The organism is Arthrobacter horti (assembly GCF_030731045.1).
Taxonomy (GTDB): domain Bacteria; phylum Actinomycetota; class Actinomycetes; order Actinomycetales; family Micrococcaceae; genus Arthrobacter_E; species Arthrobacter_E nanjingensis.
On sequence record NZ_JAVALS010000005.1, the window covers coordinates 165,261 to 181,408 of the forward strand.

Consider the following 16,148-nt stretch of genomic DNA (forward strand, 5'->3'; position numbering starts at 1 on the left):
AAGATGAGGAAAGTGTCCCACGGTGGCCGCGCCGTTCGCTACACGGCCACCGTGGATTCGACACCTTCAACGCTACGCGGCGCCATCCACTCAGCGCTTCCCCCCAGGGGCCGATCATTCCGGCGTTCCGTCCTCATACCCAGGACGGAGCGCCGGGCGCCGGTTCTCCCCCTTCCGGGCGTCAGAGCGCGATGCGATCGATGATCAGTTCCCGGGCCGGCCGTGCACCTTCCGGGGCGATCGTGACCGCCCCTTCCAGCGCCTCCTGTGCCCGGGCGAAGCGCTCCGAGGTGTCCGTCAGGAGCGTCATGAGCGGTTCCCCCGCGCGGACGACGGCGCCCGGCTTGGCGTGCATCCGCACCCCGGCGCCTGCCTGCACGGCGTCCTCCTTCCGGGCGCGCCCGGCGCCGAGACGCCAGGCCGCGACACCCACCTTGAGCGCGTCCAGCTCCACCAGGACCCCGTCAGCCGGGGCGAGGACCGTCTCGCTCTCCTTCGCCACGGGCAGCGCGGCATCCGGATCGCCACCCTGGGCTGCGATCATGCGGCGCCAGACGTCCATGGCACGGCCGTCCTTGAGCGCGACGGCGGGATCGGCGTCGGTGACGCCGGCCGCCTGAAGCATCTCCTCGGCGAGCCGGACGGTCAGTTCGACGACGTCCTGCGGGCCCCCGCCGGCGAGCACTTCCACGGACTCCTCCACCTCGATGGCGTTGCCCGCGGTCAGGCCGAGCGGCGTGGACATGTCCGTCAGGAGGGCCACGGTGTTCACACCGGCGTCATGGCCTAGCTCCACCATGGTCCGTGCGAGCTCACGGGCCTGGGCCTCATCCTTCATGAACGCCCCGCTGCCCACCTTGACGTCCAGCACCAGGGACCCGGTGCCCTCCGCGATCTTCTTGCTCATGATGGAGGAGGCGATGAGCGGGATGGCCTCCACCGTCCCGGTGACGTCCCGCAGAGCGTAGAGCTTCTTGTCCGCGGGGGCCAGCCCGGTACCGGCCGCACAGATCACTGCGCCCACGTCTTGCAGCTGCGCCAGCATCTCCTCATTGCTCAGCGCGGCACGCCAGCCGGGGATCGCTTCCAGTTTGTCCAGGGTGCCGCCGGTGTGGCCGAGCCCGCGGCCGGACAGCTGCGGCACGGCCACCCCGTAGACGGCGACCAGGGGCGCCAGTGGCAGGGTGATCTTGTCCCCCACCCCGCCCGTGGAGTGCTTGTCCGTGGTCGGCTTGGCACCTGTGCTGTTCGCCGGCCCTCCGTCACGGGGCCGTAGGGAGGAGAAGTCCATCCGCTCCCCCGAGGCGATCATGGCCGCCGTCCAGCGGGCGATCTCCTCCCGATTCATCCCGTTGAGCAGGATGGCCATGCCCAGCGCGGACATCTGCTCCTCGGCCACCGCCCCGCGCGTGTAGGCGTCGATGACCCAGTCGATCTGGCCAGGGCTGAGAACGCCTCGGTCCCGCTTGGTCCGGATCACGTCCACGGCGTCGAATGCTTCGCTCATGCTTCTCCTCCTGCTCCGTCCGGGCTCTCCGGCCGGACCTCCTCGAGGTGCTGCGGCCCGAAAGCGTCCGGCAGCACCTCGTCCATGGTCTTCACCCCATGGCCCGTCATGAGGACCATGTCCGGGGCGCGGAATTCGTACAGCAGCTGACGGCACCGGCCGCACGGCATGAGCACCGAGCCGTCACCGTCCACGCAGTAGAACGCACGGATCAATCCGCCGCCGCCCATCCGGATCTGGCCGACAAGAGTGCACTCGGCGCACAGGGTCAGCCCGTAACTGGCGTTCTCCACATTGCAGCCGGACACCACACGCCCGTCGTCCAGCAGGGCCGCGGCGCCGACCGGGAAGCGGGAGTAAGGCGCATACGCCTTCTCCATCGCGACGACGGCGGCTCGCCGCAGCGCCTCCCAGTCGGGATCGCCGCGGCGCGCCGCCGTCGTCGTGCTTTCCGGCACCCTCATTCCTTCACGTACGGTTCGCCGCTGGCCGCCGGCCCGCGGGACCGGCCCACCAGGCCGGCCACGGCCAGGATGGTCACCAGGTACGGCAGCATGGCCATGAACTGGCTGGGCACCGGGGTGCCGATGATCGTCACGAGCGACTGGAGGTTGTCCGCGAAACCGAACAGCAGAGCGGCCAGGAAGGCACCGATGGGGTTCCAGCGGCCGAAGATCAGGGCCGCCAGGGCGATGAAGCCACGGCCCCCGGAGATCTCCTTGGTGAAGGAGTCCACCGCCACCAGCGTGAAGTAGGAACCGCCGATGCCGGCGATCGCACCGCCCAGGGTCACATTCCAGAACCGGGTGGCGTTGACGTTGATGCCCAGGGTGTCCGCGGCCTGCGGGTGCTCCCCCACGGCACGGACGCGCAGGCCCCACTTGGTTTTGAACAGGGCCACCCACACCACGAACACGGCGATGTACATGGCGTAGCCGATGATGGACTGTTTGAACAGGATCGGGCCGATCACCGGGATGGCGGAGAGCAGCGGGATGTCGATCTCCGCCAGGCGCGGAGGGGTGTTCAGGTGCTCGAAGTCCGGCTGCAGCAGCGTGGTGAAGAAGAAGCCCGTGATGCCGGAGACCAGCACGTTCAGGACCACGCCCACGATCACCTGGTTGACCAGGTACTTGATGCTGAACACCGCCAGCACCATGGACACGAGGGCACCGGCCACGGCTGCGGCCAGCATGCCGAGCATGGCGCTGTGGGTGACGCTGCCGACGAGCGCTGCGGTGAAGGCTCCGCCCAGGAGCTGGCCTTCGATGGCGATGTTGACGACGCCGACGCGCTCACAGAGCACGCCGGAGAGGGAACCGAACACGAGCGGCACGGCGAGCGTCACCGAACCGCCGAGCAGGCCGGCCAGGGAGATCTCGTGAAGCCGGGCGCCGCCGACCATGGCGGTCAGGAAGGCCATGACGAACGCGGCCACGAACACGGCGGTGGCCCAGGCAGGGATGGACCGGCCCTGCCTGCGAAGCATCACGGACCAGACCGTGATGGCCACCATGACGAGCCCCAGCACGATGCCCGTGGCCTTCCCCGGGAGGGTCAGCTCGGGGATCTGGAAGACGTCCCCGCTCTGCGAGATGCCGAAGGAGGCACTCGAGTCCGGGCCGAGGATCCCGCAGAAGAGGAGGGTGGCCACGGACACGATGCCCAGGATCACCGGGATCTTCCAGCCCAGCGTGCTGATGGCGGTGCCCGGAAGGGCGGTACCGGGTGCGAGTGTGGTGCTCATGCTGCGCCTCCTGCGACCGTGGAGGCGGCCGCCTTCTTCTTCCGGTTCATGCCGAACACGGCCTTCACCAGCGGGGGCGCCGCGATGAAGAGGACGATCAGGGACTGGACGACCAGGACGATGTCGATGGGGGTGCCCGTCTGGATCTGCATCTGGACGGCACCGGCACGGAAGGCGCCGAACAGCAGGCCGGCGAAGAACGTGCCCCACGGGGTGGAGCGTCCGAGCAGGGCCACGGTGATCGCATCGAAGCCGTAGCTGGCGGCGACGCCGTCGGTCAGCACCTTCTCCGTGCCGGCCACCTGTGCCACACCGCTCAGACCCGCCAGGCCGCCGGCGATCGCCATGACCAGGATGGTGGCCCGGGAGACGTTCACGCCGGCCGTCAGTGCGGCCTTCGGGTTGGCACCGATGGCGCGGAACTCAAAGCCGAGCGTGGAGCGGTTCAGCAGCCACCAGACCAGGACCGTGGCGCCGATGGCCACGATGAAGCCCAGGTGCAGACGGTACTGGCCACCGGCGATCAAGGGATACAGGGCGCTGTCATCCAGGCGCGGCGTGATCGGGTTCGACTCACCCGGGCGCAGGAACGCCGGTGTGGTCAGGAGCCAGCGCAGCGCGAAAAGCGCCACGTAGTTGAACATGATCGTGAGGATGACCTCGTGGGCTCCGGTGCGGGCCTTGAGGTAGCCGACCAGGCCACCCCAGGCGGCGCCACCCAGGATGCCCGCCACGACCACCAGCAGGAGGTGCAGGACGATCGGCAGGTGCCAGGCGAAGCCGAGGTAGGCCGCAAGGGTGCCGGAGACGATGATCTGGCCCTGGGCGCCGATGTTGAAGAGCCCGGCCCGGAAGGCCAGAGCCACGCCCAGTCCGGAGGTGATCAGCGGGGTGGCGATGGTCAGGGTCTCCATGAACGGTCCGAAGGGCCCGAGGGGGCCGCTCACGCCGGGCGCGAACACGGCACCCTGGAACAGCGCCACGTAGGAGTTGGTGGCCGCCGACCAGAAGGCGGACAGGAAGTCGGTGGGACGGGCGAAGAAGTACCCGGCCGTGCTCGCCACGTCCTTGTCCGTCGCGGCGATCAGCAGGCCGCCCACCACCAGTGCCAGGAACACCGACAGCACGGACACGAGCGCGCTGCCCGTGAAGATCTTCTTGAGTACGTCCGTGCTCTCAGGCTTGGACACTGCCTGGCTGTTCACCGGCATCTCCTTCGTCAGTGCTCTGCGTCGCCGCGGCGGCGGTGTGCTCGGCGGTGGTCTGCTCGGTGGCGGCCTCCTCGGCCGGGACGCCGGCCATCATGAGGCCCAGGACGTCGCGCGGGGTGTCCTGCGGGACCACGCCCACCACGCGGCCCTTGTACAGGACGGCGATGCGGTCGGCGAGTTCCACCACCTCGTCCAGCTCGGTGGAGACGATCAGCACGGGCACGCCCTTGTCCCGTTCCTCCACGATCCGCCGGTGCAGGAACTCGATGGAGCCCACATCCACGCCACGGGTGGGCTGGGACGCCACGAAGAGGCGCAGCGGGCGGGACAGCTCCCGCGCCATGACCACCTTCTGCTGGTTGCCACCGGACAGGGCCCCGGCCGGGGTGGCCCCGGAAGGGGTGCGGATGTCGAACTCCTGGATCCGGGACTCGGCGTTGCGGGCCACCTTCTCCGGACTCATCGCCAGGCCTCTGGCGTACGGGCCCTGATCGTAGAGGTCCAGGATCAGGTTCTCCGCCACGGAGAAGCTGCCCACCAGACCGTCCTCGGTGCGGTCCTCCGGGACGAAGCCGACGCCGGCGCGCAGGACCTCCTTCACGCTGCGGCCCACGAGTTCCTTGCCGTCCAGCGTGATGGATCCGCTCACGTGCTCATGCAGGCCCAGGATGGCCTCGGTCAGCTCGGTCTGGCCGTTGCCCTGGACGCCCGCGACGGCGAGAATCTCGCCTTCCGCGATTTCCAGGTCGAGCCCGTCCACCACGCGCTGGCCGTTGGATGCCAGCACCGTGAGTCCACGGATCCTGAAGGTGGTGTCACCGGGCTGAGCCGGCGCCTTGCCGAGGCTCAGGTTCACGGGCCGGCCCACCATGAGGGCGGCCAGTTCCGTGGTGGACGCCGACGGATCGGCCGAGCCCACCACCTTGCCGCGCCGGATGACGGTGATGGTGTCTGATACAGCCTTCACCTCGCGCAGCTTGTGGGAGATGAACAGGATCGAGGTCCCGGAGGCCTTGAGCTGGCGCATGATGTCCAGGAGCTCGTCCGTTTCCTGCGGGGTGAGGACCGCAGTGGGCTCGTCCAGGATCAGGACCTTGGCCTCACGGACCAGCGCCTTGATGATCTCCACGCGCTGCTGGACACCCACTGGGAGGTCCTCCACCAGGGCGTCAGGGTCCACGTTGAAGCCGTAGCGCTCGGAGATCTCGCGGATCCGGGCCTTGGTGGCCTCCAGGTCCAGGAAGCCGCCCGCCTTGGTGGTCTCCGCACCCAGCGCCACGTTCTCCGCCACGGTGAACACCGGCACCAGCATGAAGTGCTGGTGCACCATGCCGATCCCCGCCGCCATGGCGTCTCCCGGGCCCCGGAAGGACACCGACTTGCCGTCCACCAGGATCTCGCCCGCCGTGGGTTCGTAGAGACCGTAGAGGACGTTCATGAGAGTTGATTTTCCGGCGCCGTTCTCTCCGAGAAGGCAATGGATCTGGCCGGGTTCGACCACCACGTCGATGTGGTCGTTGGCCGTGAACGTGCCGAAGGTCTTGGTGATCCCCCGAAGCTCAAGTTTCACGCTGTTGTTTCCGTTCCATCGATTCCGTCAGATGGTGCCGCGAACCGCGCTCGGCGCGGCTGTCAGCAGGCTATCCCAGGACGCCGCGTGCGGGGAGGGGTCCCCTCGCATGCAAAGAGCCGCCGCCCCTGATCCGGCTCAGGCCGGAGGGAGGGGCGGCGGCACTTTGGGTGCGCCCGCTGCCTACTGCTTGGGGCTGGACACCGAGTCGACCTTGATCTTGCCGTCGATGATGTCCTTCTTGATCTGGTCAAGGTCGGACTTCACATCGGCGGGGACGGCGGAGTCCATGCTGTGGAAGGGAGCCAGATCCACACCACCATTGGCCAGGGTGCCGACGTACGGCTTGGAGGTGAACGTGTTGCCCTTGTCCTCCTTGATGACCGTCTCCACGGCCTCGCCCATCTTCTTCATGACGGAGCTGAGCATGAGGTCCTTGTAGTCGGGCGCGGTCAGGTAGCCGTCCGAGTCGACCCAGATCAGCTTGATGTCCTTGCCGGCGGCCTTGGCCTCCTTGACCGCGGCGCCCGCGCCCTTGCTGACCTGGCCGGCCACGGGCAGGATGATGTCCGCACCGCCGTCGATCAGGCCCTTGGTCAGCTGCTTGCCCACGTCCTGCTTGTCGAAGGAGTTGGTGAAGCTGCCGTCCTGCTTGTCCTTGTCCCACCCGAGGAGCTGGACATTCTTGCCCTTCTTCTCGTTGTAGTACTTCACGCCGTCGGCGAAGCCGTCCATGAAGATGGTCACGGTGGGGAGCTTCATGCCGCCGAAGGTGCCGACCTTGCCGGTCTTGGTGGTCCCTGCGGCCAGGTAGCCGGCCAGGAACGCGGCCTGGGCCGTGTCGTAGATGATCGGCTTGACGTTCGGGATGTCCTTGTCATACGCGAAGTCGATGATGGCGAAGTGCTTGTCCGGCGTGGCGGCGGCCTGGGCCTTGGTGGCGTCGCCGAGCAGGAAGCCCACCGTGATGGTGAGGTTGCAGCCCGCACCCGTCATGGCGCGGAGGTTCGGCTCGTAGTCGTTGTTGGACTTCGACTCGGCCTTGTTGATGCTGATGCCCAGGTCCTTCTCCGCCTTCTGCAGGCCCTCATAGGAGGACTGGTTGAAGGACTGGTCATCGAAGCCTGCGGTGTCGCCGACCATGCAAGCCTTGTAGTTGGAGGCGCCGGCGGTGGAACCGGACTTCTGGTCCGGGGCGGCGCCGCACGCGCTCAGCACGAGGGCAGCCGCGCTGACACCTGCCACGCCGAGCAGGGAACCGCGCTTGGCGAGAGCGCCGAAACCGCGCGTCTGCTTGGAAATCTTCAAGGGTCCTCCAGGAAACTCGAAAGGCCCAGGCGTTCCAGTCCTGGGCGTTGATGAGGCAACCCTACTAAGGCTCTTGGCGCGCGGCTACCACGGCAGCCTGAAAATTCAGTGATCGTTGAATATTTGTTACCTAGGAGTAGATCCCGCTCACTCCGCGGCGAGCGTCAGGTCCCGGATGGTGCGCAGCGCGGCACCCGCCAGCACCTTGATGCCGTTCCCCAATGCCCGCTCGTCGATGATGTAGTCACCGCGGTGCAGATCGTACTCCTCGCCGCCCGGCACGCGGGTGCCCAGGCGCATCATGGCACCGGGAAGGTCGGCCAGGAACCAGGCGAAATCCTCCCCGCCCATGGACTGAGGCGTCAGCACCACGGCGTTCTCACCGAGCTCGGCGCGGGCCGCGGCCTCGATGAGCGCGGTCTCGTGTTCGGAGTTGACCACGGGCGGCACGCCCCGGGTGTGTTCCAGGTGGACATCGACGCCGTAGGGTGCGGTCACCTGCTGCACCACGGCGTCCAGAAGCTCGCCGGCGCCGTGCCAGGCATCGCGGTCCAGGCAACGCATCGTGCCGGCCATGTACCCGTTCGCGGGGATGGCGTTCGGCGCGGATCCGGCGCTGATCTGCCCCCACACCACGGAGACGGCGCTGCGTACGTCGATGCGCCGGGACAGCACGGCCGGGACGTTCACGGCGATCTGCGCGAGCGCGAAGACCAGGTCCTCGGTCAGGTGCGGGCGCGAGGTGTGCCCGCCCCGCCCGGTGAGTTCGATCTTGATGGTGTCGGACGCCGAGGTGATCGCGCCGATGCGTGTGCCGATGTGGCCGACGTCGATCTTGGGGTCGCAGTGCAGCGCCATGATGCGCGGCACCCCGTCCAGGACGCCCTGTTCGATGCAGGACAGGGCGCCGCCGGGCATGGTCTCCTCGGCGGGCTGGAAGATGATGCGCACGGTGCCGCCGAGCGGCTTCTTCTCATGCATCGCGTGCAGCACCAGAGCCACCCCGAGCATGGTGGTGGTGTGCACATCGTGGCCGCACGCGTGCGTGACGCCGTGATTGGTGCTGGCGAAGGACAGCCCCGTCTCCTCGATGATGGGGAGCGCGTCGATGTCACCGCGCAGCGCGGTGGCGATGGGCCCGTCCCCCACGTCGACCACGACGCCGGTGCCGTCCAGGCGCTTGGGCGAGAGTCCCGCGGCCTCCAGGCGCTCGACGATCCGGTCCGTGGTGCGGAACTCTTTGAAGGACAGTTCGGGGTGTGCGTGAAGGTCCCGGCGGAACTCGATCAGCTCCGGCAGCAGTGGCTCAAGCCACGGGCCTGCGAGCTGCGGCGGGTTCGATTCGCTGGAGTAGTTGCGCACCTTGACACTCTAGATCGAGCGTGAGGAAAAACCTCAAAAGGTCACGCGCGGTTACAGCACGTCCGTATCGCCGCTGGCCTTCAGAGCATCCACGGCACTCTTGACGCGCTGGGCATGCTCCGTGGTGGTCACCAGGAGTGCGTCCGGGGTGTCCACGATGACCACGTCCTTGATGCCGATCAGGGCGATCACCCGCTTGGTGTCGGCCACCACCACGCCGCTGGCGTCCTCGGCGAAGACACGGGGCGTGTCGCCCAGCACCGTCACGTCGTCCTCTTCACGGGCGCTGTTCAGGCGGCCGATCGCCGCGAAGTCCCCGACGTCGTCCCAGCCGAACTCACCGGGCACGACGGCGACGTCGCCGGCTGCCGCGGCAGGCTCGGCCACAGCGTAATCGATGGCGATCTTGGGCAGCGTGGGCCAGACGCGTGCGGTCACGGCCGCCCGGTCCGGGGTGTCCCAGGCGCGGGCGATCTCCAGGAGACCGGCGTGGAGCTCGGGCTGGTTGATCTCCAGGTGCTTGAGCATGAGGGACACCGGCGCCACGAACATGCCGGCGTTCCAGACGTAGTCGCCACCGGCCACGTATTGGCGGGCCACATCCTCGTTCGGCTTCTCCACGAACTCGACCACGGCGTGCGCGTTCGGGGCGTAGTCCACGTTGAGGAGTTCGCCGACCCGGATGTAGCCGAACCCGGTGGAGGGGTGCGTGGGCTTGATGCCGATGGTGACGATTTTGCCGGCGGCCGCGGTGTGGATGGCCTCACGGACGGCGTCCTGGAAGACGCCCGCCGGGCTGATGACCTGGTCCGCCGCAAAGGAGCCCATGATGGTCTCCGGGTCGCGTTCGTGCAGGATCGCGGCGGCGAGCCCGATGGCCGCGCCGGAGTCCTTCGGCTCGCTCTCCAGGACCAGGTCCCTCTCGCCCAGTTCGGGAAGCTGTGCGCACACGGCGGCCCGGTGCGCCTCCCCGGTCACCACCAGGACCCGTCCATCCGCCAGGGGCTCCAGACGGTCATAGGTGGCACGGATCAAGGTACTGCCGGATCCGGTCAGGTCGTGGAGGAACTTGGGCGCGGCCGCACGGGACAGCGGCCAGAGGCGCGTCCCCACCCCGCCTGCGGGGATGACCGCGAAGAAACGGGCCAAGGTGGCAGTGCGGGCATCCACAGCGTCGGTAGTCACTCCCACATGGTAGGGGACGAACCACCGCGAACCGCCTGTCGGCCGACTGTTGCGCGGCCGCTTTGTGGCGTTAATCTCATTACCAGTCGCATTTGGCCCGATTCGCCGCACGCATTAATGGCATGAGGCGATGCTGAATTGAATAAGCTGTGAGCGAAGCCTAGATTTGGCTTGGGCCGTCAGGCTCACACAGCATGCGTTCCCCCGCATGGACATACATGCCAGCGCTGCCGTGTACCAGGGAGGTTTATTCAGTGCCGACGAAACCAGCTGGCACCTTGTACCGCGGCCGTGAGGGCATGTGGTCTTGGGTTGGGCACCGCATCACCGGTGTGGTGATCTTCTTCTTCTTGTTGGTCCACGTCCTGGACACATCGCTGGTCCGAGTCTCCCCCGAGGTCTACACCAGCGTCATCGGCGCCTACAAGAACCCGCTCATGGCCATCGGTGAGACCGGCCTGGTGGCCGCCATCCTCTTCCACGCCTTCAACGGCCTGCGCGTGATCGCCATCGACTTCTGGAAGAAGGGTGCCAAGTACCAGCGCCAGATGCTGTGGGCCGTGCTCATCATCTGGGTCGTGGTCTTCGGCGCCTTCGCCATCCGTCACCTCAGCCTTGCACTCGGAGGTCACTGAGCCATGAGCACCATCCAGGCACCCCGCAGCGGCAACAGCCGCATCGCACTGCAGTACCGCCGCACCTCCGGCTCCAAGGGCAACTTCGAGATGCTCGCATGGCTGTTCATGCGTCTCTCCGGCGTCGTCCTCGTGGTCCTGATCTTCGGCCACCTCTTCGTCAACCTGATGGTCGGCCAGGGCATCCACGCCATCGACTTCGGGTTCGTGGCCGGCAAGTGGGCCGACCCGTTCTGGCAGTTCTGGGACCTCGCCATGCTGTGGCTGGCCTTCCTGCACGGCACCAACGGCGTCCGCACCATCATCAACGACTACGCCGAGAAAACCGCCACCCGCCGGGCCCTGAAGACCCTGCTCTACGCCGCCACCGTCGTCGTCGTGATCCTGGGCACCCTGGTGATCTTCACCTTCGATCCCTGCCCCGTGCTCAACGGCCAGCTGATGGACGGTTCGCCGTCCTTCTGCCCGGCCCCGTAGCGTGCGAGCCGCGCCCGGGCCTCACGGCACGGGCGCGGAGAAGTTTTCAACTCGAAAGAGAGAAGGCATTACGAGAATGCAGGTCCACAAGTACGACGTCGTGATCGTCGGCGCCGGCGGCGCCGGGATGCGCGCTGCGATCGAATCCGGACAGCGAGCCCGCACCGCGGTGCTCACCAAGCTCTACCCCACCCGGTCCCACACCGGTGCCGCCCAGGGCGGCATGTGCGCCGCCCTGGCCAACGTCGAAGAGGACAACTGGGAGTGGCACACCTTCGACACCGTCAAGGGCGGTGACTACCTGGTGGACCAGGACGCGGCCGAGGTCATGGCGAAGGAAGCCATCGACGCCGTGCTGGACCTGGAGAAGATGGGTCTGCCGTTCAACCGCACGCCCGAGGGCCGGATCGACCAGCGCCGCTTCGGCGGTCACACGCGTGACCACGGCAAGGCGCCCGTGCGCCGCGCCTGCTACGCCGCGGACCGCACGGGTCACATGATCCTGCAGACCCTGTACCAGAACTGCGTCAAGCACAACGTGGAGTTCTACAACGAGTACTACGTGCTCGACCTCCTGGTGGTGGAGGAGGACGCCGTCCGCGAGGACGGCACCGCCTACAAGCAGAAGCGCGTGGCCGGCGTCGTGTCCTACGACCTCGCCACCGGCGAGCTGCACGTCTTCCAGGCCAAGAGCGTGGTGTTCGCCTCCGGCGGCGCCGGCAAGGTCTTCAAGACCACCTCCAACGCCCACACCCTCACCGGTGACGGCATGGGCATCGCCTTCCGCCGCGGCATCCCGCTGGAGGACATGGAGTTCTTCCAGTTCCACCCGACCGGCCTGGCGGGCCTGGGCATCCTCCTCACCGAGGGCGCCCGCGGTGAAGGCGCCATCCTCCGCAACTCCGAGGGTGAGCGTTTCATGGAGCGCTACGCCCCCACCATCAAGGACCTGGCACCCCGCGACATCGTGGCCCGCGCCATGGCCAACGAGGTCCGTGAAGGCCGCGGCTGCGGCCCCCACAAGGACTACGTGCTGCTGGACCTGACCCACCTGGAGCCGGCTCACATCGAGGCCAAGCTCCCGGACATCACCGAGTTCGCCCGCACCTACCTGGGCGTGGAGCCGTTCACCGAGCCCGTGCCGGTGTTCCCCACCGCGCACTACGCCATGGGCGGCATCCCCACCAACATCCAGACCCAGGTCCTGCAGGACAACGACACCGTGATCCCTGGCCTGTTCGCCGCGGGTGAGGTGGCCTGCGTGTCCGTGCACGGTTCCAACCGTCTGGGCACCAATTCCCTGCTGGACATCAACGTCTTCGGCAAGCGCGCCGGTGTGGCCGCCGCGGAGTACTCCAAGACCGCCGACTACGTCGAGCTGCCGGAGGACCCGGAGAACCGCGTCCGCGGCCTGCTGGGCGGGCTGCTGGAGAGCAACGGCTCCGAGCGCGTCGCCCAGATCCGCAAGGAACTGCAGGACACCATGGACGCCAATATGCAGGTGTTCCGCACCAAGGAGTCCCTGGAGCGCGTCCTGTCCGACATCGCCTCCTTCGAGGAGCGGTACAAGAACGTCACCGTTCAGGACAAGGGCAAGCGGTTCAACCTGGACCTGCTGGAGGCCGTGGAGCTCGGCTTCCTGCTGGAACTGGCCAAGGTCATGACCGTGGGCGCCCTGCACCGTGAGGAGTCCCGCGGCGGTCACTACCGCGAGGACTTCCCGGACCGCGACGATGAGAAGTTCATGAAGCACTCCATGGCTTACCAGGACTCCTCCGCGTCCACCGAGCACGTCGCCGGCATCCGCCTGGAGACCAAGCCGGTGATCTTCACCCGTTACGAGCCGATGGAGCGTAAGTACTGATGTCCACGTCAACCGCTGAACCCGCGTCCAAGGTGGAGCTGCCGGCCAGTGCCGGCGGTGGCGGGGAGATCCCGTCCTTCGACATCACGCTGCGTGTCCGCCGCTACAACCCGGAAGTCTCGGAAGAGGCCCACTGGGATGACTTCACGCTGACCATGTACGGCACGGACCGCGTGCTGGACGCCCTGCACAAGGTCAAGTGGGAGCACGACGGCTCGCTGTCCTTCCGCCGCTCCTGCGCGCACGGCATCTGCGGCTCAGATGCCATGCGCATCAACGGCCGCAACCGCCTGGCCTGCAAGACCCTGCTGAAGGACCTGGACACGTCCAAGCCCATCACGGTGGAGCCCATCAAGGGCCTGCCGGTGGAGAAGGACCTGATCGTGGACATGGAGCCGTTCTTCCAGTCCTACCGCGAGGTCATGCCGTTCCTCATCCCCGGTGGCCACGAGCCCACCAAGGAGCGCCTGCAGACCATCGAGGACCGCGCCCGCTTCGATGACACCACCAAGTGCATCCTGTGCGCCGCCTGCACCTCCAGCTGCCCGGTGTTCTGGACCGACGGCCAGTACTTCGGCCCGGCCGCGATCGTGAACGCCCACCGCTTCATCTTCGATTCCCGTGATGACGCCGGTGACATGCGCCTGGAGATCCTCAACGACAAGGAAGGCGTGTGGCGCTGCCGCACCACCTTCAACTGCTCCGAGGCCTGCCCTCGTGGTATCCAGATCACGCAGGCGATCGCCGAGGTCAAGCAGGCGATCCTGTCCCGCAACATCTGATCCCCAGGCACCCGTCTGACGCGAACGACGGCGCCGCGCACCTCCCGGTGCGCGGCGCCGTCCGCTTGTTCCGGCGTCGTCGTGCCTCCCTTTAAGATGGGATACAAAACGTGAAAGGCGGCCAGATGCCCACCTCCCTCAAGGTCAATTTCACCGGCAGCACGGGCGCCCGCCTGGCCGGCGTCCTGGACGTTCCGGACGGCCCGGTCCGCGGCTGGGGAGTCTTCTCCCACGGCCTGACGCTCGGCAAGGACTTCGTGGCCTCCTCCCGGATCTGCAAGGGACTGGCGGAGCAGGGGGTGGGCATGCTGCGCTTCGACAATCTGGGCCTGGGCGACTCCGAAGGTGACTGGTCCGACGGCTCGTTCAGCGTGAAGGTGGCGGACACCCTGAAGGCCGCCGAGTTCCTCCGTTCCGAGGGCAAAGCGGCCAGTCTGCTGGTGGGCCATTCCTTCGGCGGTGCGGCGGTCCTGGCGGCCGCGGCCGATCTGCCCGAGGTGGGCGCCGTGGCCACTGTGGCGGCCCCGTACCAGCCCCGGCACGTGGAGCACATGTTCGACGCGGAGATCGGCACCATCCTGGCCGAGGGCAGCGCCGAAGTGGATCTGGGAGGCAGCCGCCGTGAGGTGCGGCGCCACTTCGTGGAGGACGTGGAGCAGGCGGACCTGCGTGGGTGCATCCGCGGGCTTCACCGGCCGCTGATGGTGCTTCACTCCCCCACCGACAACACCGTGGGCATCGACAATGCCAGCGAGATCTTCCTGACCGCCCGTCACCCGCGCAGCTTCGTCTCACTGGAAGGCGCCGAGCACCTGCTCACCGGCAAGGGCCAGGCTCAGCGCGTGGCCCGGATCATCGGCGCCTGGGTGGAGCCTTACCTGAAGGCCTGAGGTCCGCGGCCCGCACGGCCGCCCAGGACGTGCCCAGCAGGAGCACCTGGCTGAGCAGATTGAACCAGAGCAGCACGCCCACCACGATCCCCAGGGACGCCATGACAGGGTTTCTCCCCACGTGGGCCAGAAGCTGACTGCTGAGCGCCTGGAGGAGGGACAGGACCACGGCGCTCAGGAGTGTGCCCTCCAGGAAGGGGCGGCGGGGGAAGCGGATTCTCGCCCCCACCCGGAGGAGCAGCGCCGCCGCGCACCAGTTGAGGACGAAGCCGGCCGCGGTGGGGAGGAACGGCACCTGCAGGACGTCCTCCAAGGGCAGCCGTCCGAAGATCTGGTGCAGCACCGTGCTGGAGAACAGGGTCAGGGCGACGCTGAGCACCAGCGCCAGCCCCAACAGGGCCAAGGTCACCAGATCGCGCACCCGGGCCAGGACCGGGTTCAATTTCAGGCGTCCCCGGTCCGCCACCAGGCGCATCCCGTCCCGCATTCCGCCGATCCAGCCGAGGGAACCGAACACGGCCACCAGCAAGGCGATGCCCACGGTCCAGCTCAGCCCGCCGGTGCTCAGGAGATCGGCCGGATCCACCAGTCCCGGGCCCGCCCCGCTGGCGAACACTCCGGGGACGGCCCGGTCCACCGCATCCAGCAACTGATCACGGAATCTCGGATGGCCGTTCAGGAGCAGGCCGCCGATCCCGAGGCCGGAGACCACCAGCGCGCCGATCGAGAAGAACATCCGGAACGCCATGCCGGCGGCGGCCAGCGGACCGTTCCGGGTGGAGTAGTTCTGCAGGACCCTCACGGGAAGCACCGCGGAGGACAGGGCCTGCAGCCAGGCCCCCAGTGCCTTCAGACGAGGGAGGATCCCTGCGCCGTCCCGTTGCGCGCGCAGCCATGCCGCGCGCCGTCGTCGTTCCTCCTGGCGCAGCCCACGCAGATCCAGCGGCGAGACCTCATGTGGCTCCTCCGCAGGGTCCTGTTCTTCTGAGGCCTGTGGGCCTGAGGCCTGTGGGATCCGGGACTCACCTCCCTGCCGGCGCACCACCCAGGGGGACCTCCTCGCGCAGCTTCCAGAAACCGTTGGCGACGTGCTCGTACACGCCGATCCTATCCACGGGGATCGTGGCTTCGTATGAAGAGAGCGCCTGCTCGGCGTCCTGGAGGCTGCTCGTGCCGACGTCGTGGGCCACGGTGACGTGCGGATGGAACGGGAAATCGAGGTCACGGGCCAGCGGGCCGTCCTGCAGCGCCTCGTGGAGACGCACGCAGGAGTCGAAGCCACGGTCCACGTTGAGGAAGACCACCGGGGAGACCGGCTGGAAGGAGCCGGTGCCCTTGAGCGTCACGGTGAACGGTTCGCTGTGCCGTGCCACACTCCGCACATGGTCCAGCGCGCTGCCCCAGTCCCGGGCGGGCGTGGTGGTGACCAGGGTGATGTGGGCGGGCACATGGGGCGCCATGGGGTCACCGAAGGAGGCCCTCCACACCTGGAGTTCGGAGGCGACGTTCTCCGGGAAGCCGATCACCACCCCAACCAAGGGGGTGTCCTCCGTGGGGGGACCCCCGCGGATGGCCCCGGACGTCCCCGCGTTCGCCTCCTGGGACATCCT

General features: G+C 67.8%; 15 protein-coding genes. 5 read left to right on the forward strand and 10 right to left on the reverse strand.

What is annotated here, in order from left to right:
• Positions 1–181: 181 nt before the first annotated feature.
• From Q9R02_RS09765 to Q9R02_RS09800, 8 genes are all read right to left on the reverse strand, one after another.
• A complete protein-coding gene (locus Q9R02_RS09765) occupies positions 182–1,507 on the reverse strand; it encodes a thymidine phosphorylase (protein WP_305996483.1) in 1,326 nt (441 codons plus the stop codon).
• Positions 1,504–1,971 carry a cytidine deaminase gene (locus Q9R02_RS09770; protein WP_425279251.1) on the reverse strand — a complete coding sequence of 156 codons (468 nt, stop codon included), beginning with the start codon at positions 1,969–1,971 and terminating at the stop codon, positions 1,504–1,506. The genes Q9R02_RS09765 and Q9R02_RS09770 overlap by 4 nt, the downstream gene beginning before the upstream one ends.
• Positions 1,968–3,254 (reverse strand): ABC transporter permease, encoded by a 1,287-nt coding sequence (locus tag Q9R02_RS09775; protein WP_305996485.1) that lies wholly within the window; start codon positions 3,252–3,254, stop codon positions 1,968–1,970. The genes Q9R02_RS09770 and Q9R02_RS09775 overlap by 4 nt, the downstream gene beginning before the upstream one ends.
• A complete protein-coding gene (locus Q9R02_RS09780) occupies positions 3,251–4,465 on the reverse strand; it encodes an ABC transporter permease (protein WP_305996486.1) in 1,215 nt (404 codons plus the stop codon). The genes Q9R02_RS09775 and Q9R02_RS09780 overlap by 4 nt, the downstream gene beginning before the upstream one ends.
• A complete protein-coding gene (locus Q9R02_RS09785; RefSeq protein ID WP_305996487.1) occupies positions 4,431–6,035 on the reverse strand; it encodes an ABC transporter ATP-binding protein in 1,605 nt (534 codons plus the stop codon). The genes Q9R02_RS09780 and Q9R02_RS09785 overlap by 35 nt, the downstream gene beginning before the upstream one ends.
• 183 nt (positions 6,036–6,218) lie before the next feature.
• Positions 6,219–7,343: a BMP family lipoprotein gene (locus tag Q9R02_RS09790; protein WP_305996488.1), complete on the reverse strand. Its 1,125-nt coding sequence runs from the start codon at positions 7,341–7,343 to the stop codon at positions 6,219–6,221.
• 147 nt (positions 7,344–7,490) lie between these two features.
• Positions 7,491–8,705 carry an amidohydrolase gene (locus Q9R02_RS09795; protein ID WP_305996489.1) on the reverse strand — a complete coding sequence of 405 codons (1,215 nt, stop codon included), beginning with the start codon at positions 8,703–8,705 and terminating at the stop codon, positions 7,491–7,493.
• 51 nt (positions 8,706–8,756) lie between these two features.
• Positions 8,757–9,890, reverse strand: coding sequence for a mannose-1-phosphate guanylyltransferase (locus Q9R02_RS09800; RefSeq protein WP_305996490.1), 1,134 nt, complete (start codon positions 9,888–9,890; stop codon positions 8,757–8,759).
• A 254-nt stretch (positions 9,891–10,144) separates the two neighbouring features.
• Here Q9R02_RS09800 and sdhC point away from each other — a divergent pair, with 254 nt between their 5' ends.
• The 5 genes from sdhC to Q9R02_RS09825 all read left to right on the forward strand — a co-directional run bounded on the left by sdhC (position 10,145) and on the right by Q9R02_RS09825 (position 14,538).
• Positions 10,145–10,525 (forward strand): succinate dehydrogenase, cytochrome b556 subunit, encoded by a 381-nt coding sequence (sdhC, locus tag Q9R02_RS09805; protein WP_305996491.1) that lies wholly within the window; start codon positions 10,145–10,147, stop codon positions 10,523–10,525.
• A 3-nt stretch (positions 10,526–10,528) separates the two neighbouring features.
• Positions 10,529–11,002: a succinate dehydrogenase hydrophobic membrane anchor subunit gene (locus tag Q9R02_RS09810; RefSeq protein ID WP_305996492.1), complete on the forward strand. Its 474-nt coding sequence runs from the start codon at positions 10,529–10,531 to the stop codon at positions 11,000–11,002.
• A 76-nt stretch (positions 11,003–11,078) separates the two neighbouring features.
• A complete protein-coding gene (sdhA, locus tag Q9R02_RS09815; protein WP_305996493.1) occupies positions 11,079–12,866 on the forward strand; it encodes a succinate dehydrogenase flavoprotein subunit in 1,788 nt (595 codons plus the stop codon).
• A complete protein-coding gene (locus Q9R02_RS09820) occupies positions 12,866–13,648 on the forward strand; it encodes a succinate dehydrogenase iron-sulfur subunit (protein WP_305996494.1) in 783 nt (260 codons plus the stop codon). The genes sdhA and Q9R02_RS09820 overlap by 1 nt, the downstream gene beginning before the upstream one ends.
• Positions 13,649–13,773: 125 nt before the next feature.
• A complete protein-coding gene (locus tag Q9R02_RS09825) occupies positions 13,774–14,538 on the forward strand; it encodes an alpha/beta hydrolase family protein (RefSeq protein WP_305996495.1) in 765 nt (254 codons plus the stop codon).
• Here the strand turns inward: Q9R02_RS09825 and Q9R02_RS09830 are convergent.
• Positions 14,501–15,583, reverse strand: coding sequence for a YihY/virulence factor BrkB family protein (locus tag Q9R02_RS09830; protein WP_305996496.1), 1,083 nt, complete (start codon positions 15,581–15,583; stop codon positions 14,501–14,503). The two genes, Q9R02_RS09825 and Q9R02_RS09830, sit on opposite strands and share 38 nt — an antisense overlap.
• Positions 15,561–16,145 (reverse strand): 2'-5' RNA ligase family protein, encoded by a 585-nt coding sequence (locus tag Q9R02_RS09835; protein ID WP_305996497.1) that lies wholly within the window; start codon positions 16,143–16,145, stop codon positions 15,561–15,563. The genes Q9R02_RS09830 and Q9R02_RS09835 overlap by 23 nt, the downstream gene beginning before the upstream one ends.
• Positions 16,146–16,148 lie beyond the last annotated feature (3 nt).